At 60.1% G+C, this 20,355-nt stretch carries 17 protein-coding genes and 1 pseudogene; 7 read left to right on the forward strand and 11 right to left on the reverse strand.

Annotated features, from left to right (window positions below; all coding sequences use genetic code 11):
• The 4 genes and pseudogenes from ASG55_RS26940 to mnmH all read left to right on the forward strand — a co-directional run.
• A pseudogene (locus tag ASG55_RS26940) lies at nucleotides 1-1,525 on the forward strand (toxin VasX); the annotation flags it as partial.
• Nucleotides 1,515-2,624 (forward strand): hypothetical protein, encoded by a 1,110-nt coding sequence (locus ASG55_RS17435; RefSeq protein WP_156388201.1) that lies wholly within the window; start codon nucleotides 1,515-1,517, stop codon nucleotides 2,622-2,624. The pseudogene ASG55_RS26940 and the gene ASG55_RS17435, both read left to right, overlap by 11 nt.
• Before the next feature lie 172 nt (nucleotides 2,625-2,796).
• Nucleotides 2,797-3,831 (forward strand): selenide, water dikinase SelD, encoded by a 1,035-nt coding sequence (gene selD / locus ASG55_RS17440; protein ID WP_056788639.1) that lies wholly within the window; start codon nucleotides 2,797-2,799, stop codon nucleotides 3,829-3,831.
• The gene (gene mnmH / locus ASG55_RS17445) at nucleotides 3,831-4,937 is read left to right on the forward strand and encodes a tRNA 2-selenouridine(34) synthase MnmH (protein ID WP_056788642.1); all 1,107 of its coding nucleotides are present in this window, start codon (nucleotides 3,831-3,833) and stop codon (nucleotides 4,935-4,937) included. Before selD ends, mnmH begins: the two co-directional genes overlap by 1 nt.
• A gap of 109 nt (nucleotides 4,938-5,046) precedes the next feature.
• Here the strand turns inward: mnmH and ASG55_RS17450 are convergent, their stop codons facing one another.
• Nucleotides 5,047-5,721: a hypothetical protein gene (locus ASG55_RS17450; protein WP_024013504.1), complete on the reverse strand. Its 675-nt coding sequence runs from the start codon at nucleotides 5,719-5,721 to the stop codon at nucleotides 5,047-5,049.
• 283 nt (nucleotides 5,722-6,004) lie between these two features.
• Between ASG55_RS17450 and ASG55_RS17455 the strand changes: the two genes are divergently transcribed.
• Entirely contained in the window at nucleotides 6,005-6,703 is a 699-nt protein-coding gene (locus ASG55_RS17455) for a glutathione binding-like protein (RefSeq protein WP_056788645.1), read from the forward strand.
• A 255-nt stretch (nucleotides 6,704-6,958) separates the two neighbouring features.
• On the forward strand, nucleotides 6,959-7,933 hold the full coding sequence (gene hemB, locus ASG55_RS17460) for a porphobilinogen synthase (protein ID WP_016775388.1): 975 nt from the start codon (nucleotides 6,959-6,961) through the stop codon (nucleotides 7,931-7,933).
• 96 nt (nucleotides 7,934-8,029) lie between these two features.
• Here hemB and ASG55_RS17465 read toward each other — a convergent pair whose 3' ends face one another.
• From ASG55_RS17465 to ASG55_RS17475, 3 genes are all read right to left on the reverse strand, one after another.
• On the reverse strand, nucleotides 8,030-8,473 hold the full coding sequence (locus ASG55_RS17465; protein ID WP_056788647.1) for a hypothetical protein: 444 nt from the start codon (nucleotides 8,471-8,473) through the stop codon (nucleotides 8,030-8,032).
• Nucleotides 8,474-8,595: 122 nt separating this feature from the next.
• Complete coding sequence (locus ASG55_RS17470) at nucleotides 8,596-10,122, reverse strand: FAD-dependent oxidoreductase (protein WP_056788650.1); 1,527 nt, start codon at nucleotides 10,120-10,122, stop codon at nucleotides 8,596-8,598.
• Between the two features lie 202 nt (nucleotides 10,123-10,324).
• The gene (locus ASG55_RS17475) at nucleotides 10,325-12,529 is read right to left on the reverse strand and encodes a TonB-dependent receptor (RefSeq protein WP_056788653.1); all 2,205 of its coding nucleotides are present in this window, start codon (nucleotides 12,527-12,529) and stop codon (nucleotides 10,325-10,327) included.
• A 268-nt stretch (nucleotides 12,530-12,797) separates the two neighbouring features.
• On the opposite strand from ASG55_RS17475, the gene ASG55_RS17480 reads away from it, so the two are divergent.
• On the forward strand, nucleotides 12,798-13,880 hold the full coding sequence (locus ASG55_RS17480; RefSeq protein WP_056788655.1) for a DUF1615 domain-containing protein: 1,083 nt from the start codon (nucleotides 12,798-12,800) through the stop codon (nucleotides 13,878-13,880).
• Nucleotides 13,881-13,950: 70 nt separating this feature from the next.
• Here ASG55_RS17480 and ASG55_RS17485 read toward each other — a convergent pair whose 3' ends face one another.
• From ASG55_RS17485 to ASG55_RS17515, 7 genes are all read right to left on the reverse strand, one after another.
• On the reverse strand, nucleotides 13,951-14,430 hold the full coding sequence (locus tag ASG55_RS17485) for a hypothetical protein (protein WP_024013496.1): 480 nt from the start codon (nucleotides 14,428-14,430) through the stop codon (nucleotides 13,951-13,953).
• 132 nt (nucleotides 14,431-14,562) lie between these two features.
• A complete protein-coding gene (locus ASG55_RS17490) occupies nucleotides 14,563-15,255 on the reverse strand; it encodes an anti-sigma factor (RefSeq protein WP_056788657.1) in 693 nt (230 codons plus the stop codon).
• Nucleotides 15,252-15,779: a sigma-70 family RNA polymerase sigma factor gene (locus ASG55_RS17495; RefSeq protein ID WP_056788660.1), complete on the reverse strand. Its 528-nt coding sequence runs from the start codon at nucleotides 15,777-15,779 to the stop codon at nucleotides 15,252-15,254. The genes ASG55_RS17490 and ASG55_RS17495 overlap by 4 nt, the downstream gene beginning before the upstream one ends.
• Nucleotides 15,780-15,940: 161 nt before the next feature.
• Nucleotides 15,941-16,462 carry a DUF3455 domain-containing protein gene (locus tag ASG55_RS17500; RefSeq protein ID WP_056788662.1) on the reverse strand — a complete coding sequence of 174 codons (522 nt, stop codon included), beginning with the start codon at nucleotides 16,460-16,462 and terminating at the stop codon, nucleotides 15,941-15,943.
• Between the two features lie 170 nt (nucleotides 16,463-16,632).
• Nucleotides 16,633-18,267 (reverse strand): ABC transporter ATP-binding protein, encoded by a 1,635-nt coding sequence (locus ASG55_RS17505; RefSeq protein WP_056788665.1) that lies wholly within the window; start codon nucleotides 18,265-18,267, stop codon nucleotides 16,633-16,635.
• Between the two features lies 1 nt (nucleotide 18,268).
• Nucleotides 18,269-19,291 carry an ABC transporter permease gene (locus ASG55_RS17510; RefSeq protein WP_056788667.1) on the reverse strand — a complete coding sequence of 341 codons (1,023 nt, stop codon included), beginning with the start codon at nucleotides 19,289-19,291 and terminating at the stop codon, nucleotides 18,269-18,271.
• Nucleotides 19,291-20,355: a microcin C ABC transporter permease YejB gene (locus ASG55_RS17515; protein WP_056788670.1), complete on the reverse strand. Its 1,065-nt coding sequence runs from the start codon at nucleotides 20,353-20,355 to the stop codon at nucleotides 19,291-19,293. The genes ASG55_RS17510 and ASG55_RS17515 overlap by 1 nt, the downstream gene beginning before the upstream one ends.

Genomic DNA, 20,355 nt, shown 5'->3' on the forward strand with positions numbered 1-20,355 from the left:
AAACCGCCAAGGCCACAAAACCGCCCGGGCGGTGGAATTGCAGCAGGAAATCGTCCGCGTGCGCACGCAATTGGCGCTGTTCGAAGGCCGCCTCGCGGCGGCGTTGAGCCCGATTGATGAACTGCCGGATCGCTCGGCACGGCTGTATGGCGCCACCCCGGCGAAAGCGGGCGTGACGGTGGTGTTTCCGCCGGCGCAGCACGGGGAATTGCGAGGGTTGCTGGAGAATATTCGCGCGGGGGTGGCGGGGGTTTCGAAGGCGAGTCTGGTGCGGACGGAGGGGATGGGGTTGTTGGTGGTGATGGTGCAGGTGGTGAATTTGGTGGGGGCTTATCGAGAGGTGATGAAGCAGACGAGGGACAGGAAGAAACGGGCGGATTTTTTTGCTGCCATTATCGCGACAGGCGCAGCCGGATTTACCGCTGCGCAAGGGCTTGCCGATACTGCGCTCAAGGCTCGAAGCGCGAGTCTTATTGCCGGTATGCAGGTTGAGGCGCTGCAACAGGTTCATGTGCAGATGGGAAAGTTGCATGTTGGGTTGGGCATGTTTACCTATCTTTTGAGTTTGAGAACTTCCTTAACCAGCTTCAGAATCAAAGATCGAAAGTGGCAAGACGCGGTTCGAAGTGGTACTCAATCTGAGCAGAGAGCAGCTGCGATGGCGACCTCGGGCGCGGCAGGCATGATTGCGACTAGTGGCTACGGGTTTGGTAATACAGTATCTGCCTCCATTAAAATTTTAACTGCACCGAACCGTTCGGCGCGAGCAACTGCTTGGGCCGCCGCTGGCACACGTCTTTCTACTGTATTTTTTCGATTCAATTTGGCTGGTGCGTTGTTCACGGTGCTAGAGTTCGCCGGGACATGGCTGTTCAATCGGTACAATCTCTCTGCACACGATAAGTGGTTGAAAATCACGCCCTGGAGCCGTGATGAAGAGATGCGCGGTGACCACTCCCTGGATGATTATCAAAATTATCTGGCATTTTTGATACACGCTCCCTACGCCCAATCAGGACCTGATCCCAGTGACACCTGGCTGAAGACTTTATTATTTGGCGCCAAACCCAGTGATATTCATTTGGTTCTGCCGAGGCTGGCGCTAAATGATCTTCTCCCACCGTTAAACGGTAAACCGAGTCAACGCTTGGGAATCGGTGCCCATCGACTTGTCGCACCGCTGTATGGTCGCGGTGTGCCGCAAGTGCGCAAGGAAGTCATCAGTGACGAGATATTGAGCAGTCTGCGAATCGTGAAGTCATCACCAGATGGTTTGGTGCTTTGTCTTCAGTACCCAATCCGTCCCGATTCTGACTATACGCCTGCAAAGGAAACGCTCGAACTTGCCATATGTATCCAGACCGTCAATGGCAAAGGCGAGTCGGAGTCACGAACTCGTGTGATTCATATCGCCCCCCGGGATACCGGCCATTTTGCTGTAGTGGTTCCGGGTTCGGTCAAGGAGAACCCTCCGGTTCTACTGGTAGAAACTCACTATCTCGAATGGGCTGACCATGCTGAATAATCGCAGTAATCCTCTTTCCAGTTCGGAATATGAGGGGTTAAAAAAAGCGGGCGATATTGAGCCGTTCCCAAGCGGGAAAATTACCTATCTATCACCTTTGCCATTGCCAGCACCTATACCACCTTATGGGCCTCACATCGGGGAATTGAACCAAGGTTACATGGACTTTGGTCTCGGATTGCCAGAGGCATTTACGTGGCAGTTGATTCTCGGCGGGACGACCGCAGGAACTTTGATGGTTCTCGTTTTATTTCCTTTGTTCACGGGCTTGCTAGGGATTCTTTATGGCTATGGAAACGAGGCGATTTGGGAATCAATGGTTGGAATATTCGAAGTGGGGTTGGAAAATGAATTATTTTGCGGTCCCTTGATCTTGCTCATCGGTATTGGTGTCTGGCATCACCACCACAAAAAACGTCTCTCCCTCATCCCAACCCGCTTCAACCGCCAACGCCGCGAAGTCTGCTTCATGCCCGAAGGCGCCACCGAGCCGGTCTTTGTCCCGTGGGAGTCGCTCAGCGCCTGGATCATCGAAGCCAAGGGTGCCACCCAGTTCGGCATCCATCGCCAATACGGTATGGGCATCGGTTTCTACCAAGGTGAAACCCTCATAAGCCAGGAATTCCAATGCGCCGGCCTGGAGCTCGCGATCAGTCATTGGGAAGCGATTCGTGGCTACATGGAGTACGAAGTCAACGACCTCAAATCAATTCAGGATTTGCAGGATCTGCAAGGCCCGGACGACCCGCCCCACGAAGGCCTGCACACTTTTCGTAACGCCCGCGCGCGGATGCACCAGCAGATCCGTGAAGGCCGCCGCTCGCGGTTGTCGGGATTTTTTTGGTACCTGTATCACGTCATGACTTTATGGACGATTCCCAATCGTTTGGTCGAATGGGAAGTGCGCCGTCTGGAAAGAATCGGCAAGCAGGCGCTGCCGGAAGTCATGCGCGCCTGGTCCGAGCCGCTGCCCGAAGAGCAATGGGCCAAGCCCAGTGAAGAGCTGTTGCGACTAAGCGAACAAGTGCGGCAGATGCACAAGCGCCAGCCGCATCGGCCGATTACGCAGATTTTCGCTGAGGTTTGCAGGCGGGGCTGACTGGGCGGTGCAGGCAGGTTCGATAGCTTTCGCGAGCGGGCTAGCTCCCACAGGAGACCACCGTACAAATGTGGGAGCGAGCCTGCTCGCGAAGGGGCCGCTCGGTCAGCACAAAAATCTGCGCTCTCGCGCTCTGCTAGAATCCGCCCCATTCATTGCCAGAGACTCTCCCATGAGCGAGCCGATTCGTCTGACCCAATACAGCCATGGCGCCGGTTGTGGCTGCAAGATTTCCCCACAGGTGCTGGAAGTGATCCTCGCCGGCAGCGGCGCACAGAACCTCGATCCAAAACTCTGGGTCGGCAATGCATCGCGTGATGACGCGGCGGTGTATGCGATCGATGCCGAGCGCGGTGTGGTGTCGACCACCGATTTTTTCATGCCGATTGTCGATGACCCGTTCGACTTCGGCCGCATCGCCGCAACCAATGCGATCAGCGATATCTATGCGATGGGCGGCGATCCGTTGATGGCGATCGCGATCCTCGGTTGGCCGGTGAATGTGCTGGCGCCGGAGGTGGCGCGGGAAGTGATTCGTGGCGGTCGCTCGGTGTGCGACGCGGCGGGCATTCCGTTGGCGGGGGGGCATTCGATCGATGCGCCGGAGCCGATCTTCGGCCTCGCCGTCACCGGCCTCGTGGAAAAGCGCCACATGAAACGCAACGACACCGCCACCGCCGGTTGCCTGTTGTACCTGACCAAACCGCTGGGCATCGGCATCCTCACCACCGCCGAAAAGAAGGGCAAGTTGCGCGCCGCCGACGTCGGTGTCGCCCGCGACTGGATGTGCACCCTGAACAAGCCTGGCAGCCGCTTCGGCAAACTCGCCGGCGTTACGGCGATGACCGACGTCACCGGTTTCGGCCTGCTCGGGCACTTGGTGGAAATGGCCGACGGCAGCCAGTTGACCGCGCGCATCGCCTACGACCGCGTGCCGCGTCTGGACAGCGTCGAGTACTACCTCGATCAGGGCTGCGTGCCGGGCGGTACGCTGCGCAACTACGACAGCTATTCGAGCAAGGTTGGCCGCGTGCAGGAACTGCACAAACGCGTGCTGTGCGATCCGCAGACCAGCGGCGGTCTGCTGATTGCGGTCACGCCTGAAGGCAATGACGAGTTCCTCGGTGTTGCCGCCGAACTGGGCCTGAACCTTGCGCCGATCGGCGAACTGGTTGAGCGACAGACGAATGCGGTCGAGGTGATTTGATGCTCCGCGACTGCACCGACTACCGCGATATTTTCCTCAACGACCGGCCAATGATGGATGTCCGCGCGCCGGTTGAATTTTCCCACGGCGCGTTCCCGGGTGTGATCAATCTGCCGCTGATGAACGACCGTGAGCGCGAACAGGTCGGCACCTGTTACAAACAGCACGGGCAGCAAGCCGCGATTGCACTGGGTGAGCGGCTGGTGTCGGCCGAGGTTCGGGAGGCACGCATCCAGGGCTGGGTCGAATTCGCCCGTAACCACCCCGACGGCTATCTCTATTGTTTCCGCGGTGGCCTGCGTTCACAGATCGTCCAGCAATGGATCAAGGACGAGGGTGGCATCGATTACCCGCGTGTGGGCGGTGGCTACAAGGCCATGCGCACGTTCCTCCTGGAAACCGTCGATCAGGCTGTGGCCGAATGCGATCTGGTTCTGCTCGGTGGCATGACCGGTACTGGCAAGACCGAAGTGCTGGTGCAGTTGAGCAATGGTCTGGATCTGGAAGGCCATGCCAATCACCGCGGTTCGAGTTTCGGCAAGCGCGCCACCGGGCAACCGGGCAACATCGATTTCGAAAATCACCTGGCTGTCGATGTGCTGAAAAAGCGCGCCCGCGGGATCGGGCAATTTGTCCTGGAAGATGAGAGTCGGGTGGTCGGCAGCTGTGCCTTGCCGTTGCCGCTGTACCGGGGCATGCAAGCGGCACCGCTGGTCTGGCTTGAAGACAGCCTCGAGAATCGGGTAGAGCGAATCCTGCAGGATTACGTGATTGACCTGCACGCCGAGTTCGTCGCCTTGCATGGCGAGCAGGTGGGTTTCGCCCTATATGCCGAGCGATTGATTGCCAGCCTGAACAATATTCAGCGTCGCCTGGGTGGCGAGCGCTATCAACGACTGTACGGTCAGATGGAGGCGGCACTGGCCGAACAGGCCCGTAGCGGTTCGGTCGAGCTGTTTCGCGATTGGACAAGCGTGTTGCTGCGCGAGTACTACGACCCGATGTATGTATTCCAGCGCGAGAAGAAGGGCGGGCGGATCGAGTTTGCCGGGGAGCGTCAGGCGGTGATCGAGTATTTGCGCGAGCGGGTGAGCCAGAAGGCTTGAGGTGCAAGCAACTGGCCTCTTCGCGAGCAGGCTCGCTCCCACAGTTGAAATGCGTTCCCCTGTGGGAGCGAGCCTGCTCGCGAAGACGCAAGATCGGGCGATACAAAACTCAGGTCGGGCAAGTGTCCTTGCCGTTATCCAGCCCCTGTTTGTAGACATGGCTCTGCAAACTGGCCTTGCCGTTGTGCCACTTCAGGGTCAGCACATACAGCGAATCGAAGTCATCGCCGGCCCAGTCATCGGTGATCTTCTGTCGCTCGCCCACTGCGTTGCCGGCGACCTTGTTGATCAGATCCGGCAGATAACCGTGGGACCAGGCGGTGTAGATCGTCGAGTTGTGGTACTTCTCGTCCAGCAGCTCGCGGGCCAGATCGCTGGTGTCGTTGGCAGAGAATTCGATGTTCACCGGCAGGCCGAGCTTGATCGCGGCCGGGCTGATGGTCATCAGCGGACGAATGTAGCTGTAGGAATTATCCAGCTCGCCTTCCTCGACGTTGCGCGTCGGGTTGGCGGCGAACACGTAATCGGCCTTGCCGAATTTTTCCGGCAGCAGCGTCGACAGGTCGATGGCGCGGTTCAGGCCCTGGCAGTTGAGCTGGCCGAGGCCGCCTTCGGGCTTTTCCGCATGGCGCAGGAACACCAGCGTCTGTGTGCCGTCCGCCGGTTGGGCGCGGCTTTCGCTGGATTCGAGGGACAGAAAAAGCGCGCTGACTGCCAGCAGGGAGGGCAGGGCCACGTACGCGCGATGTTTGAAACGTTTGGCGAAACTCATCAGGTTCGTCATCAATTCGAAGGTTCTTCAGCAATATCGGTTAAGGCTGACAAACCTTTGCACCGCGGGCTCCCAGCACCGGGTGTTTCCCTGTCATAAACAGCTTCCTCTGCGAGAAAGGCATAACTCAGAGTCCTGTAATGCCCGTTTGGTTCGATCCGGGCCAGTGCGCAGCACTCTAACGGCAACCTTTGCGGGCATGCAGGCAGGTTAGCGACAGGATGTTACGGTTCGTGTAGGCGCGGCAGCAGGCCTACTTTATGATCGGTTTTCAATTTGTGACTGGATGCTTCCAATGACCGATCTGTCTGCATTCCCGATTACTCAGAAATGGCCGGCGCAGTACCCGGACTGGATTCAGCTCTACTCCCTGCCGACCCCCAACGGCGTCAAAGTGTCGATCATGCTCGAAGAGATCGGCCTGCCGTACGAGCCGCACCGCGTCGGTTTCGACACCAACGACCAGACCTCGGCGGAATTTCTCTCGCTGAACCCGAACAACAAGATCCCGGCGATCCTCGACCCGCATGGCCCTGAAGATAAACCCCTGCCGTTGTTCGAATCCGGCGCGATCCTGATTTATCTGGCCGACAAGAGCGGCCAGCTGCTCGCTCAGGAAGGCGCGCTGCGCTATGAGACCCTTCAATGGCTGATGTGGCAGATGGGCGGCATTGGCCCGATGTTCGGCCAGCTCGGTTTCTTCAACAAATTCGCCGGCAAGGATTACGAGGACAAGCGTCCACGCGATCGGTATGTCGAGGAGAGCAAACGCCTGCTGAATGTGCTCAACACTCGCCTCGAAGGCCGCGACTGGATCATGGGCGAGCGCTACACCATCGCCGACATCGCCACGTTCCCGTGGGTGCGCAATCTGCTCGGGTTTTATGAGGCCGGGGATCTGGTCGGGATTGAGAATTTCCCCAATGTCACCCGAGTGCTGGAGCGGTTTCTAGCTCGCCCGGCCGTCATTCGTGGCCTGACCATCCCGTCCTGACTTTCAGTTGTACACATGCCCCCTGTGGGAGCTGGCTTGCCAGCGATGAAGCCAGCACAGTCAACATCATTGGTGACTGACCTGCCGCCATCGCTGGCAAGCCAGCTCCCACAGGAATTTGAAACGTACATGCAGGATTATTACAAGCCCGGTAACGCTCTCTTGATCGATCCAGGTTTGTCCCGCACCCGCCGCAAGGCATAAGCTTCGCCCCCTACGACTTTCGTCTCATCCGCTGTTTTCAGGAAAGGCCCCATGTCCAGTCAGTTCCCCGAAGCACGTCCCCGCCGTCTGCGCCGCAATGCGAGCCTGCGCAGTCTGTTCCAGGAAACCGAGTTCAGCCTGAACGATCTGGTCCTGCCAATCTTCGTCGAGGAAGACATCGACGACTTCGTGCCGATCACCAGCATGCCCGGCGTGCAGCGCATCCCCGAGCGTAAACTGGCCAGTGAAATCGAGCGCTACGCCCGCGCCGGCATCAAGTCGGTGATGACCTTTGGCGTGTCCCATCATCTCGATGCCAACGGCAGTGACACCTGGCGCGAAGACGGTCTGGTGTCGCGCATGTCGCGCATTGCCAAGGACGCCGTGCCGGAAATGATCGTGATGTCCGACACTTGTTTTTGCGAGTACACCGATCACGGCCATTGCGGCGTGATGCACAACCACGAGGTCGACAATGACCAGACCCTGATCAACCTCGGCAAGCAAGCCGTAGCGGCCGCCCGCGCCGGGGCTGACGTGATCGCACCGTCGGCAGCAATGGACGGCCAGGTGCGCGCGATTCGCCAGGCGCTCGACGCCGCCGGCTTCACGCAGATTCCGATCATGGCCTACTCGACCAAATTCGCTTCGGCACTCTACGGCCCGTTCCGCGAGGCTGGCGGCAGCGCGCTCAAGGGCGATCGCAAAAGCTATCAGATGAACCCGATGAACCGCCGCGAAGCCCTGCGCGAATCGCTGCTCGATGAGCAGGAAGGTGCCGATGCACTGATGGTCAAACCGGCCGGTGCTTACCTCGACATCATCCGCGACATCCGCCAGGCCTCGAACCTGCCACTGGCGGCGTATCAGGTCAGCGGCGAGTACGCGATGATCAAGTTCGGCGCCCAGGCTGGGGCGATCGATGAGGATCGCGTGGTCCGCGAAAGCCTTGGCGCAATCAAGCGTGCGGGGGCGGATCTGATCTTCACTTACTTTGCGATGGATCTGGCGTTGGCGGGGATCTGAGAAAGGAATCGCAACTTGCAGCATTGCCTGTATGGAATGGTTGCTCCTTGTAGGCAGAGGCGTCAGGTTGCGATCGTCTCCATGATTCGATTTTTATCAGAAAAGAGCTTTGCTGAGTTTGACACCTAGCGACGCAGTGACATACAGCGTTGAAGCACCAATTTTGTGTTCGACTGGATCGAAATCAGCTTTGATTACTCCACTGAAACGAGTTTTATTTTCAGAAATCGTTAGATGCAAGATTGATTGATTGGGCGATGCGTACGTCCAACCTGCATGATTTGCAAAGTAGAATGCGGCGTACTGGTAGTAGGTCGAAGGTATTTCATATGTTCCATCTTCCAGATCGCTGAAAATTTGAAATATAAAAGACCTGTCGTTGGCCTCCGTTCTCCCTCGGAACTCATATTTTACCCGCTGGGTTGAACGCAACTCGATCAAAGCAGCATTTAAAGGTTGGTGGTCGGCGACTTCGAACAGTGCGTTTAATGTTCCAGTGACCTCTATGTCTTGCACTTGGTCTGCGGTGGACAGTTCCATCTTGATTGCTCCTTGAAAACGGTGAGCAATGATTAGAGGTGGCGCTGCGCAATGCGTCCACTGTCAGAGTTGACAGGTGTTCAGGTCTTTCCGACGAATGGCTGGCCAACAAAGTGTGAAGGTCACTGAAAAGGCCGGATGCCGTGATCGAGGAAGTAGCGTTCGATCACCTTCGGATCGGCGCTGCTATCGGCAATCGCCACATAGGTATCCGGCCGCAGCAGGTAAAACCCGTTGCGCCCCAACCCCGCCGCTTTGAACGCCGGGCGCCAGTCGAAGACGTGCAGCGGCAAGTGGTGTTCGGCGCACCAGGCGATCATCTCGTCGCTGGTGTCGCCATAGACATGCACCTGCCAGCATGGCTGCCGTAGCGGTTCGAAATTATCCCCTTCGCCATCATGCGCCCACGGCAAGCGGTCGCCGCCGTGCACGTGGCCGGCTTCACCCTGGCTCAGTGGCATGCCGCGATAGTTGAGGGTGACTTGCGAGACCGTGCGAAACAGGAATTCGCGGCTGGCTTCGAACCCGGCCATTTTCGGCAGCAGAAACGGCGCCACACGCATCCGTAGCAGATCGGCCATGCGACCCTGCGCGGTGACGAAACTGAAGACCTTGTCGGTGGTGGAGACTAGTCGGCGAGCGAAGGCGATGCGCTCGGTTTCGTAGGTGTCGAGCAGTTTCGGTTCGGCACCACCGCTGAGCACGGCGGCGAGCTTCCAGGCCAGATTGATTGCATCGCCAATGCCCGTGTTCATGCCCTGGCCACCGGCCGGACTGTGTACATGGGCGGCATCGCCGAGCAGAAACGCCCGGCCGTTGCGAAAGTGCTCGGCCACGCGGTGATGCACGCGGTAGGTGGAGAACCAGTGCACGTCTTCGATATGCACTTTCAGGTGTTCGATGGCGCGGCTGCTGACGTCGGCAAATTGCAGGGTTTCGGCACGCTCGGCGCGTTCGTCACGCACCGTGCCGATCAGTCGCGCGCGGCCTTCGCCGGCCAGTGGAAACACCGCGAGAAAATCCGCTTGGTCCAGGTCCAGATGCAACTCGCCATTGAGCGCCGGGCCGCTGGCCGTGATATCGGCGACGTAGAAAATCTGCTGATAGGTGCCGCCGGGGAAGTCGGTGTCGAGGGCTTTGCGCACCACCGAACGGGCGCCGTCGCAACCGGCCAGATAGCAGGCCTGACAAACTTCCTGCCGGCCATCGGGCAGGCGCAGGTGGGCGGTGAGGGTGTCGCCGGTTTCCTCGAAGCTGTCCAGTGCGGTATTGCGCTCCACACTGACGCCGTAATCTTCGAGGCGCTCGAGCAACAGCCGTTCGTGCTCGTCCTGCGGGAAAATCTCGACAAACGCGTAGGGCGTCAGGCCTTCGCCGATGCGCTTGAGGGGCAACTGCGCGACCGGTTTGCCGTTGACCCAGAAATTCGCCGCAGCGACCTGATGGCCGCGACGCACGATGGTGTCGGCGAGGTCGAGTTGGCGATACAGCTCAAGGGTGCGTGCCTGCACGGCCAGAGCGCGGGAAGTGGTGCCTGGCGCCGAGGTCTTGTCGATGATGCGCACGCGCACGCCGAGTTTGCTCAGCCACAGCGCCAGGACCAGACCGGTCGGGCCGGCGCCGATGATCAGCACGTCGCTGCGGTTCATGAGGCTGTCCCCCTGTGGCTGTGCAGCAAGTATGGATCAGGTCGCCAGTTCCGGCCTCTTCGCGAGCAGGCTCGCTCCCACAGGGAACGCATTCCAGTGTGGGAGCGAGCCTGCTCGCGAAGCGTCCGGTCAAGCACCACAAAAACCAGAAAGGCCCCGCAACCGTGAAGCTGCGGGGCCTTTTTTTACGACGCAATGACGCTTAGAAGTCGATCGTCCCCGACAACTTCGCCACTCGCGGTTCGCCCTGGGTCAGGTAGCCGCCCTGAGCCGATTCCCAGTACTTCTTGTTCGCCAGGTTCTCAACACCGAACCGCACGGTCACATCCTTCTCCGACACCTTGAACGCATAACGCGCGCCTGCATCGAAGCGGTTCCACGTCGGCAGGCTGAGGTTGTTTGCTGCGTCGGCGTATTGTCCGCCGGTGCGCAGCATCCGCGCGTTCAGCGCAACGCCTTGCAGGCCTGGCACGTCCCAGTCCACGCCAGCGTTGAACTGGAAGGTCGGTACGCCGATGGCGTGGTTACCGTCGTTGGCGCCATTGAGGGTGTTTTTCAGTTCGGTGTCCATCAGGGTCAGGCCACTGATCAGGCGCAGGCCGTCGATCGGCTCGCCGAACACGTTCATCTCCACGCCTTTGTTGATCTGTTCGCCTTCACGGACGTAGGTGCAAGTGGTCGGACTGTTGATTTCGCAGTAGCCATCGCTTGGCTGTTCGATGCGGTAAACACCGAGGCTCGCACCGTAGGTGCCCATGTCGACTTTCACGCCCAGTTCGGTCTGCTTGGAGCGTTTCGGTGCGTAGACCTCGTTGCCGTTGGTGACGCGGAAACCGCCGGAGCTGGTCGGCGAAGTCGGGCCTTGGGCCAGGCCTTCGATATGGTTGGCGTAGAACGACACATGCTCCCACGGCTTGAACACGATGCCGTACACCGGAGTGGTGATCGATTCGTCGTAGCTCGACGAACGCGGGCCGCTGCCGTAGCTGGCGTAGCTGTAACCCTGCACCACCAGTTGCTGGCGACGCAGACCGGCGGTGACCAGCAGGCGATCATCGAAGAAACCGAGGGTGTCGGAAATCGCCACGCTGCGGTTGAAGGTCTTGCCGACGATGCCCGGATCGTTGAGATCGCCACCGGCGAAGTTGCCGACCGGCGCTGGGGTAGTGATCGGGTGATAGATGTTGTTGGAGTAGCGGGTCAGGTCGAAGTCATAAGCGCTGCGCTGCTCGGCCCAGATCCCGGTCAGGCCGAAATTCAGCTTGTGGCTGACTGGCCCGGTGTTGAATTTGCCGTTGAGGCCGGCCATGACGCTGGTGTTGTCCTCATCGTGGGGGACGAACGAGCCGGTGGTGAACGAGGCGCCGCTGTTGCCGACCAGCGTGGTCGAGTTATAGCGCCCGACTTCACGGGTGTGCTTGGCGCCACCGGCGGCGTAAGCGGTCCAGTTGTCGTTGAGGTCGTACTCGGCGCGGAGCATGCCGAAGGTGTCTTCGATGTCGGTGTAGCCCCATTTCGGCGCGTAGTTGGTGTCCGCCGATGGCGCATCCGGGATGTGCGTGGCGGTGCCGAGGTTGACCGAGCTGCGGCCGCCGTTGACGCGTTCCTTCTGATAGGCGAAGTCACCGGAAACCCGTAGCGCATCGCCGCGATAATCCAGACCGATGGCGAACAGTTTCGAGCGCTGGTTCTCGTGATCGATGCCGGTGTCGCCCTCGCGTTGCGACAGGTTGACCCGCGCACCGAAGCGGTTGTCTTCACCGAAACGCTGGCCGATGTCGAAGTGATGACCGATGCGGCCTTCGCTGTTGATGTCGGTGGTGTAACGACGCAGCGGCACGTCGCCGGCCCGCTTGGGTTGCAGGTTGACGCCGCCGCCGATGCCGGAACCGGTCGGGGTCACGCCGTTGATGAAAGCGTTGGGGCCTTTGAACACTTCCACGCGCTCCAGCGCATCGGTGGAAATGATTTGCCGGGGCAACACGCCGTACAGGCCGTTATAGGAAATGTCGTCGCCATTGAGCGGCAGGCCGCGAATCATGAAGACCTGCGCCTGGTTGGAGAAGCCCGAGGCCTGGCGCACGGAAGAATCGTTGAGCAGTACATCGGCGACGTTTTCCGCCTGCTGATCCTGGATCAATTGCTCGGTGTAGGACGCGGCGCTGAAGGGCACGTCCATCATGTCCTGATTGCCGAGCACGCCCAACTGGCCGCCGCGCGCAACCTGACCGCCAGCGTAGACCGGGGGCAGGGCGTTGGGTGTCGGGGCTTGGGCATTGACGTTGACGTCGTCGAGCACCAGCTCTTTGCTGTTTTGTTCAGCGGCGTGGGCGGTAACGGTCAGGGTGCACAGCAGGGCAAGCAAAGTCGGGCGAAATGGAGCGCCGAGTCGAGCTGAAGCGGGCATGTCGGATCCTGGAGGCGAGCGGCCAAAGAAAAATAAGGGCGGCGCGGAACTCCTTGCGCTAATGCGACTCCAGGCGCGAATGATAGGGTTTCGCAGTAACGTTTTGCAATCAGTTTGTCATCAGCGTGTAGGACCTGCCGAAGGCTGCGATCTTTTTATTTTGATCTTGATCTGATCTGCAAAAAGCAAGATCAAAAGATCGCAGCCTGCGGCAGCTCCTACGGGGGTTGTGTATGGTGTTGTGGCTAATTTGATTGGATGGAGCAACATGCGATTACTCATTACTCTCGGCGCCGTGCTACTGCTCGCCGGTTGCGCCAGCCAGCGCAGCAACGAACCGGCGCCGCGTCCGCCGGCCGAAGTGAAGGCTGAAATCGTTCGGCTGTTGCCGGCGAAAACTGCCGACCGTCAGGGTTGGGCCACGGACATCTACGCCGCGTTCGCCGCGCAAGGCATCAACACCACCACGCAGAATCTGTGTTCGGTACTGGCCGTGGCCGAGCAGGAATCGACTTTCCAGGCCGACCCGACGGTGCCCGGGCTGGGCAAGATCGCCCGCGACGAAATCGATCGCCGCGCCGCCAAGGTGCACATCCCCAGCCTGCTGGTCAGCGGCGCTTTACAAGTGCGCTCGCCCAACGGCAAGACCTACAGCGAGCGTCTGAATGCGGCGCGCAGTGAAAAGGAACTGAGCGCGATTTTCGACGACTTCATCGGCATGGTGCCGATGGGCCGCACGCTGTTCGGCGGCTTCAACCCGGTGCACACCGGCGGGCCGATGCAGGTCAGCATCGAATTCGCCGAGGAGCACGCCAAGGATTATCCGTACACGGTGGACGGCACGATCCGTCGTGAAGTGTTCAGCCGGCGCGGCGGCATGTATTTCGGCATCGCCCATTTGCTCGGTTACCCGGTGAATTACCGCGAGCCGTTGTATCGTTTCGCCGATTTCAACGCCGGCTGGTACGCCAGTCGCAATGCCGCGTTTCAGAATGCGGTGAGCCGCGCTTCCGGCATCCCGCTGACCCTGGACGGCGACCTGATTCGCTACGACTCGATCATGCCCGGCAGTACCGAACTGGCGGTGCGCACCCTCGGCAAGTCGCTGGGCATGCGCAACCCGACGATTCGCGATCAACTGGAGAAGGGCAAAACCCTGGAATTCGAAGAGACCAGACTCTATCAACGCGTGTTCGAACTGGCGGAGCGGGCCGAAGGCAAGGCGTTACCGCGCGCGGTATTGCCGGGGATTGTGCTGCAGAGTCCGAAGATCACCCGCAAACTCACCACTGCCTGGTTCGCCAAGCGCGTGGACGAGCGTTACAAGCGCTGCATGGCGAAGGCCGGATAAAACACGCAGACATAAAAAACCCGGCTGCGGGAGCCGGGTTTCTCTGCGGTGTTGCGCTTGCAGTGATGCATCAGGCAACACGGCGTTCGATCAGACGATCCGAGCCACCTTCAGCAACGCGGCGTTCGATCAGACGATCCGAACCACCTTCAGCAACACGGCGTTCGATCAGACGATCCGAACCACCTTCAGCAACACGGCGTTCGATCAGACGATCCGAACCACCTTCAGCAACGCGGCGTTCGATCAGACGATCAGAGCCACCTTCGGCAACGCGGCGTTCGATCAGACGATCCGAACCGCCTTCGGCAACGCGGCGTTCGATCAGACGATCCGAACCACCTTCGGCAACGCGGCGTTCGATCAGACGATCCGAACCACCTTCGGCAACGCGGCGTTCGATCAGACGATCGGAACCACCTTCAGCCAGACGGCTTTCGATCAGTTTGTCCGAGCCGCCTTCGGCGATCATGGTGTGCGCCGGGGTGGCGGCGAAAGCGTTAACTGCGAAAACCGAGAAAGCGATGCTGAGAAGAGTCTGGCGTTTCATGATGGTGTGCTCCGGGGTGTTGTTGGTTGGTATGGAGCTGATGTTACGCCCGGAATTTTTTATGAGAACTTCATTGCCGTGATGGTGAACATCGACGTCGATGATGGTTGCGGACAACCGCGTAGCAGAGCCTCAGAGCACCTTCACCGCACGCCCGATCGCCTGAATCGGCCCGGTCGGTTTGCCGATCGGTGAGCCATTGGCGCCTTCCAGGGTCAGCTCAAACAGCTGGTTCGGTTGCAGCGGCGGCAACTTGTCCAGCGGCACCGACAACGCTTGCCCCGGTTTGACCAGTCCCAATGACACCGGTCCCGACCAGCCGTCAGCCTTGGTCCAGAACTCCAGCGCCTTGTCCGCCGGCACCTCGACCACGCCCAGTGGAATCAACTGGATCTCCCGCGCATTGCTCGCCTGAATCACCCAACCCGGCGCCTTGTCCTGCGGCGCCACCAGCACCACCAGATAATTCGGTTTCGGCGCAGTCTGGGTCAGTAGCATCGCGCCCAGAATCAGCGTCGCAGCCAGGCCCGCCGCACTCAAGCCACGCCACAGTGGCAGCAGGTTCCACCAGGAAGCGAGAGGTTTTCTCACCGTCAGCCGCTCGAGACTGCGCTCGATACGTGGCCATAACTGCGCCGAGGGTTGCTGAGGTTCGGCCAGATCGGTCAGCTCCAGCAGACGTCGCTCCCATGCGTCGACTGCCGCGCGCAACTCAGGATCGTTCGGCAGGCGCCGTTGCACCTCGATGCGCTGTTCGAAGGACAAGGTGCCGAGCACGTATTCGCCGGCCAGTTCATCCCGTTCCTGCGCTGATTCGCCGGTCATCCCATGCACTCCCGCAAAGCATTGAGGCTGCGCTTGATCCACGCTTTGACCGTGCCCAGCGGCGTGTCGAGGCGTGCGGAAATCTGCGCGTGGCTGTAACCGTCGACGTAGGCGTGGAGGATGCAGCTGCGCCGCTGCGGCTCCAGTTGTTCGAGGCAGCGATGAATGCGCGCCGAGTGAATATCGGCCAGCTCATCAGACGCCGCTGCCTCATGTTCTTCACTGAACGGCGTTTCCCGACTTTGCTTGCGCAACTGATTCAAGGCCAGGTGCCGGGTCACGCTGAACATCCAGCCCCGCGCCGAGCCGCGCGCCGGGTCGAACCCGGCCGCGCCGTGCCAGATCTTGATGAATGCCTCATGCACAATGTCCTCCGCCAGCGCCGTATCGCGCACCAGCCGCTTGGCCACGCCGAGCAGGCGCGGGCCTTCCTGCACATACAAATCGCGCAAAGCCGCGCGCTCGCCCCGGGCACAGGCGGCGAGGCGGGCTTCATAATCGAAAACGGATTCGGGTAAAGGCATGGGGTGCAATCTAGCTCACATTTCCCAAACATCCAGATGCATTGTTCCCAGTGGGAGCGAGCCTGCTCGCGAATGCGGTGGGTCAGAAAGTAATAAGGCGACTGACACTCCGTCTTCACGAGTAGGCTCGCTCCCACAGGATTGTGCACTGCTTCCGGATATCAGTTCGCCGCCCAGAAAATATAATCCGCCTGGTACTTCACCACTTCCTGCTTGCCCTTGTTCGCCATGTTGCACTCACTGCCCGGCGCGACGCCGCCCTTGAGCGCGACACGCTGGATATAGCTGACCCCGGTCATCGCGCCTTTGCCCTCGGCCGGATTGGCCTTGACCAGTTGATAAGGCAGGTTGCCCGGGCTCGACGGTGCCACGGCGAGTTGCGTGCCGGTGACTTTCGAACCGTCCTTGGCTTGCCACGTCGCTGGCGGGCCGAAATAGGTGCCGACCTGTTTGCCGCTGCGATCATTGAGCACCGCTTTCGGGCCGACAAAGGTCCATTCGGTCTGCCCGGCCATATTGGGTTTGTCGCGGCATTCGTAGGTGATCTCGCCAACCCCGGTGGTTTCCAGGGCAATCTTGTGCCCGTCCGGCACCTTGATCGCGTCGGGATAACTGCTCTGGGCGAAGGTGGTCGCGGTGAAGGCGAGCAAACCGGTGAAGCCAATCAGCTGGGTGATGTTCATCCGATGATTCTCCGAAAAGGGAAGGGCGCTGACAGCACCAGAGTGGGCTGTTACAGGGACTACCCGTGGCGGAGGCGATTGGATGCAGTGCCGGAAAAATAAATTTCAAACACCACCTATCAAACCTGTGGGAGCGAGCCTGCTCGCGAAAGCGTCGGGCCAGCCAGCACTTATGTGACTGATGCACCGCATTCGCGAGCAGGCTCGCTCCCACAAGGTTCTTCATCAGGCTTGAGGCCCGAGGCTTTCAGGAGTTCCTGGGTATACGGATGTTGCGGCGCAGCGAAGATCTCCCGCGACGATCCTTGTTCAACCACCTTGCCATCCTTGATCACCATCAAGTCATGCGCCAGCGCATGTACCACCGCCAGATCATGGCTGATGAACAGATAGGTCAGCCCATGCCTGATCTGCAACTGGCGCAACAATTCCACCACTTGCTTCTGCACCGTGCGATCCAGCGCCGACGTCGGTTCGTCGAGCAGGATCAGCGCCGGTTCCAGCACCAGTGCGCGGGCGATGGAGATGCGCTGGCGCTGGCCGCCGGAAAATTCGTGGGGATAACGATGGCGGCTTTGCGGATCGAGGCCGACTTCCTCCAGCACGCGAATCACCGCTGCCTCGCGCTCGGCCTCGCTGCCGATGCCGTGGGTCAGCAAGCCTTCGGCAATGATCTGCTGCACCGACATGCGTGGGCTGAGGCTGCCGAACGGGTCCTGAAACACCACCTGAATCTGCCGGCGCAACGGGCGCATCAGACGCTGATTGAGCAGGCTCAACTGCTTGTTGCCGAAACGGATATTGCCCTCTGATTCGACCAGGCGCAGGATCGCCTGGCCCAGCGTCGACTTGCCCGACCCCGATTCGCCGACAATCCCCAGGGTCTTGCCGCGTTGCAGGGTGAAACTGACGCCGTCCACCGCTTTGATGTAATCCTGCTGGCGGCTGAAGAGTTTTTTCGGCAGGGCAAACCACACCTTCAAATCATCGACTTCCAGCAGGTTGTGCTCGTACTCACTGGGCACTGGCGCGCCGCTCGGTTCCGCTTCGATCAACAACCGGCTATAGGGGTGTTGCGGCGCTTGGAACAGCGTCTCGCAATCGGCCTGTTCAACGATCTCGCCCTGACGCATTACGCACACGCGCTGAGCGATCCGGCGTACCAGATTGAGGTCGTGGCTGATCAGCAACAGCGACATGCCGAGGCGCTGCTGCAACTCGATCAGCAGCTCAAGAATCTTCTGCTGTACGGTCACGTCCAGCGCCGTGGTCGGTTCATCGGCAATCAACAGTTCCGGCTCGTTGGCCAGCGCCATGGCGATCATTACCCGTTGGCGCTGACCACCGGAAAGCTGATGCGGATAGGCTTTGAGTCGCTGCAACGGCTGGCGAATACCCACCAGTTCCAGCAGCTCCAGCGTCCGCGCGCGGGCGGCGCGGCCCTTGAGGCCCTTGTGGATTTCCAGCACTTCGCTGATCTGTTTTTCCACCGTGTGCAGCGGGTTCAGCGAGGTCATTGGCTCCTGGAAAATCATCGCAATGCGATTGCCACGCAAACCGCGCATCTGCTGTTCGCTGGCATGCAGCAAATCCACGCCGTTGTAGCGAATCGCACCGCTGCTGCTGACGCTCTGGCCCGGCAGCAGACGCAGGATCGAATGCGCCGTCACCGACTTGCCCGAGCCGGACTCGCCGACCAGCGCCAGACACTCGCCACGGCGAATATCGAGGTTCACACCGTGCACCACTTCTTGCCCTGCGAAGGCGACGCGCAGGTCGCGGATCTCGATTAAATGGTCTTGCATGTCAGCTCCTCGGATCAAAGGCATCTCGGCACGCTTCACCGATGAAAACCAACAAAGACAGGATCAGCGCCAAGGCAAAAAACGCCGTCAGCCCCAGCCACGGTGCCTGCAGATTGCGTTTGGCCTGGCCGATCAACTCGCCCAGCGATGCGGTGCCGGCGGGCATGCCGAAGCCGAGGAAATCCAGCGCGGTCAGGGTGGCGATGGCGCCGGTGAGAATGAACGGCAGGTAGGTGAGGGTGGAAGTCATGGCGTTGGGCAGAATGTGCCGGCGCATCAGTTCGCTGTCGGTCAGGCCCAGCGCGCGCGCGGCTTTCACGTATTCGAGATTGCGCCCCCGCAGGAACTCGGCGCGCACCACGTCGACCAGCGCCAGCCAGGAAAACAGCGCCATGATCCCCAGCAGCCACCAGAAACTCGGCGAGACGAAGCCGGACAGAATGATCAGCAGATACAGCACCGGCAGCCCCGACCAGATTTCCAGAACGCGCTGCCCGAGCAAGTCGACCCAGCCGCCGTAGTAGCCCTGCAAGGCCCCGGCGAGAATGCCGATCAACGCGCTGATCGCGGTGAGGATCAGCGCGAACAGAATCGAGATCCGCGTGCCGAAAATCACCCGCGCCAGAACATCGCGAGCCTGATCATCGGTGCCCAGCCAATTGCTTGATGACGGCGGGCTGGGCGCCGGTTCGGTGAGGTCGTAGTTGACCGTGTCGTAACTGAACGGGATCGGCGGAAACAGCATCCAGCCGCCCTGATCCTCGATCAGTTTGTGCACATAACTGCTGGCGTAATCCGGTTGGAACGGCAACTCGCCGCCGAAATCGGTTTCCAGATAATCGCTGAGGATCGGAAAGTAGAAGGCGTCGTGGTAGCGGATCACCAGCGGCTTGTCATTGGCGATCAGCTCGCCACCGAGGCAGATCAGGCACAGGCCGATAAACAGCCACAGTGACCAGCGCCCACGGCGGTTGGCCTTGAATTGCGCGACGCGGCGCTGGCCCAGAGGCGACAGTGTGAACATCAGGCAGTCCTCGCCGAGAAATCGATGCGCGGGTCGAGCAGGGTGTAGCAGAGGTCGCCGATCAGCTTGATCAGCAGGCCGAACAGGGTGAACAGAAACAGCGCGCCGAACACCACCGGATAGTCACGCGACACCGCCGCTTCGTAGCTCATGCGCCCGAGGCCGTCGAGGTTGAAGATGGTTTCGATCAGCAGGGAACCGGCGAAAAACACTTCGATCAGCGCCGACGGCACGCCGGCCACCACCAGCAGCATGGCGTTGCGAAACACGTGGCCGTAGAGCACGCGCCGCTCGGTCAGGCCCTTGGCTCGTGCGGTGATCACGTACTGGCGACTGATCTCGTTGAGAAAGCTGTTTTTGGTCAGGATCGTCAGCGTGGCGAAGCCGCCGATCACCAGCGCCGTGACCGGCAGTACGAGGTGCCAGAGGTAGTCGCCGACCTTGCCCAATGTGCTGAGGCTGTCGAAGTTGTCCGACACCAGCCCCTGCACCGGAAACCAGTTGACGTAGCTGCCCCCGGCGAACACCACGATCAACAGAATGGCGAAGAGAAACGCCGGCATCGCATAGCCAACGATGATCGCCGTGCTGCTCCAGACATCGAAGGCGCTGCCGTTCCTGATTGCCTTGCGAATGCCCAGCGGGATTGAAATCAGGTAGGTGATCAGCGTCGCCCACAAGCCCAGCGACAGCGACACCGGCAGCTTCTGCACGATCAGGTCGGTGACCTTGGCGCCGCGAAAGAAACTGTTGCCCAGATCCAGTTGTGCGTAGTTTTTCAGCAGCAGCCACAGGCGTTCGTGCAGCGGTTTGTCGAAGCCATAATGGTGTTTGATTTCCTCGATCAGCGCCGGGTCCAGCCCACGGCTGCTGCGCCCGGCACCGCCGACCGCCGCGACTTCGCCACCGCCGCCCATGCTGTGCCCGCCAAAGCCTTGCAGACGGGCGATGGCTTGTTCCACCGGGCCGCCGGGCGCGGCCTGCACGATAAGAAAATTCACCACCAGAATGCACAACAGCGTGGGGATGATCAGCAGCAATCGGCGACTCAGATAACGCAGCAT

The organism is Pseudomonas sp. Leaf434 (genome assembly GCF_001425545.1).
GTDB lineage: Bacteria > Pseudomonadota > Gammaproteobacteria > Pseudomonadales > Pseudomonadaceae > Aquipseudomonas > Aquipseudomonas siliginis.

Bases quoted from the DNA above. Each gene is read 5' to 3' on its own strand.
- ASG55_RS17435 (WP_156388201.1), top strand. From the start codon at position 1,515: ATGCTGAATAATCGCAGTAATCCTCTTTCCAGTTCGGAATATGAGGGG.
- selD (WP_056788639.1), top strand. From the start codon at position 2,797: ATGAGCGAGCCGATTCGTCTGACCCAATACAGCCATGGCGCCGGTTGT.
- mnmH (WP_056788642.1), top strand. From the start codon at position 3,831: ATGCTCCGCGACTGCACCGACTACCGCGATATTTTCCTCAACGACCGG.
- ASG55_RS17450 (WP_024013504.1), bottom strand. From the start codon at position 5,721: ATGACGAACCTGATGAGTTTCGCCAAACGTTTCAAACATCGCGCGTAC.
- ASG55_RS17455 (WP_056788645.1), top strand. From the start codon at position 6,005: ATGACCGATCTGTCTGCATTCCCGATTACTCAGAAATGGCCGGCGCAG.
- hemB (WP_016775388.1), top strand. From the start codon at position 6,959: ATGTCCAGTCAGTTCCCCGAAGCACGTCCCCGCCGTCTGCGCCGCAAT.
- ASG55_RS17465 (WP_056788647.1), bottom strand. From the start codon at position 8,473: ATGGAACTGTCCACCGCAGACCAAGTGCAAGACATAGAGGTCACTGGA.
- ASG55_RS17470 (WP_056788650.1), bottom strand. From the start codon at position 10,122: ATGAACCGCAGCGACGTGCTGATCATCGGCGCCGGCCCGACCGGTCTG.
- ASG55_RS17475 (WP_056788653.1), bottom strand. From the start codon at position 12,529: ATGCCCGCTTCAGCTCGACTCGGCGCTCCATTTCGCCCGACTTTGCTT.
- ASG55_RS17480 (WP_056788655.1), top strand. From the start codon at position 12,798: ATGCGATTACTCATTACTCTCGGCGCCGTGCTACTGCTCGCCGGTTGC.
- ASG55_RS17485 (WP_024013496.1), bottom strand. From the start codon at position 14,430: ATGAAACGCCAGACTCTTCTCAGCATCGCTTTCTCGGTTTTCGCAGTT.
- ASG55_RS17490 (WP_056788657.1), bottom strand. From the start codon at position 15,255: ATGACCGGCGAATCAGCGCAGGAACGGGATGAACTGGCCGGCGAATAC.
- ASG55_RS17495 (WP_056788660.1), bottom strand. From the start codon at position 15,779: ATGCCTTTACCCGAATCCGTTTTCGATTATGAAGCCCGCCTCGCCGCC.
- ASG55_RS17500 (WP_056788662.1), bottom strand. From the start codon at position 16,462: ATGAACATCACCCAGCTGATTGGCTTCACCGGTTTGCTCGCCTTCACC.
- ASG55_RS17505 (WP_056788665.1), bottom strand. From the start codon at position 18,267: ATGCAAGACCATTTAATCGAGATCCGCGACCTGCGCGTCGCCTTCGCA.
- ASG55_RS17510 (WP_056788667.1), bottom strand. From the start codon at position 19,291: ATGTTCACACTGTCGCCTCTGGGCCAGCGCCGCGTCGCGCAATTCAAG.
- ASG55_RS17515 (WP_056788670.1), bottom strand. From the start codon at position 20,355: ATGCTGCGTTATCTGAGTCGCCGATTGCTGCTGATCATCCCCACGCTG.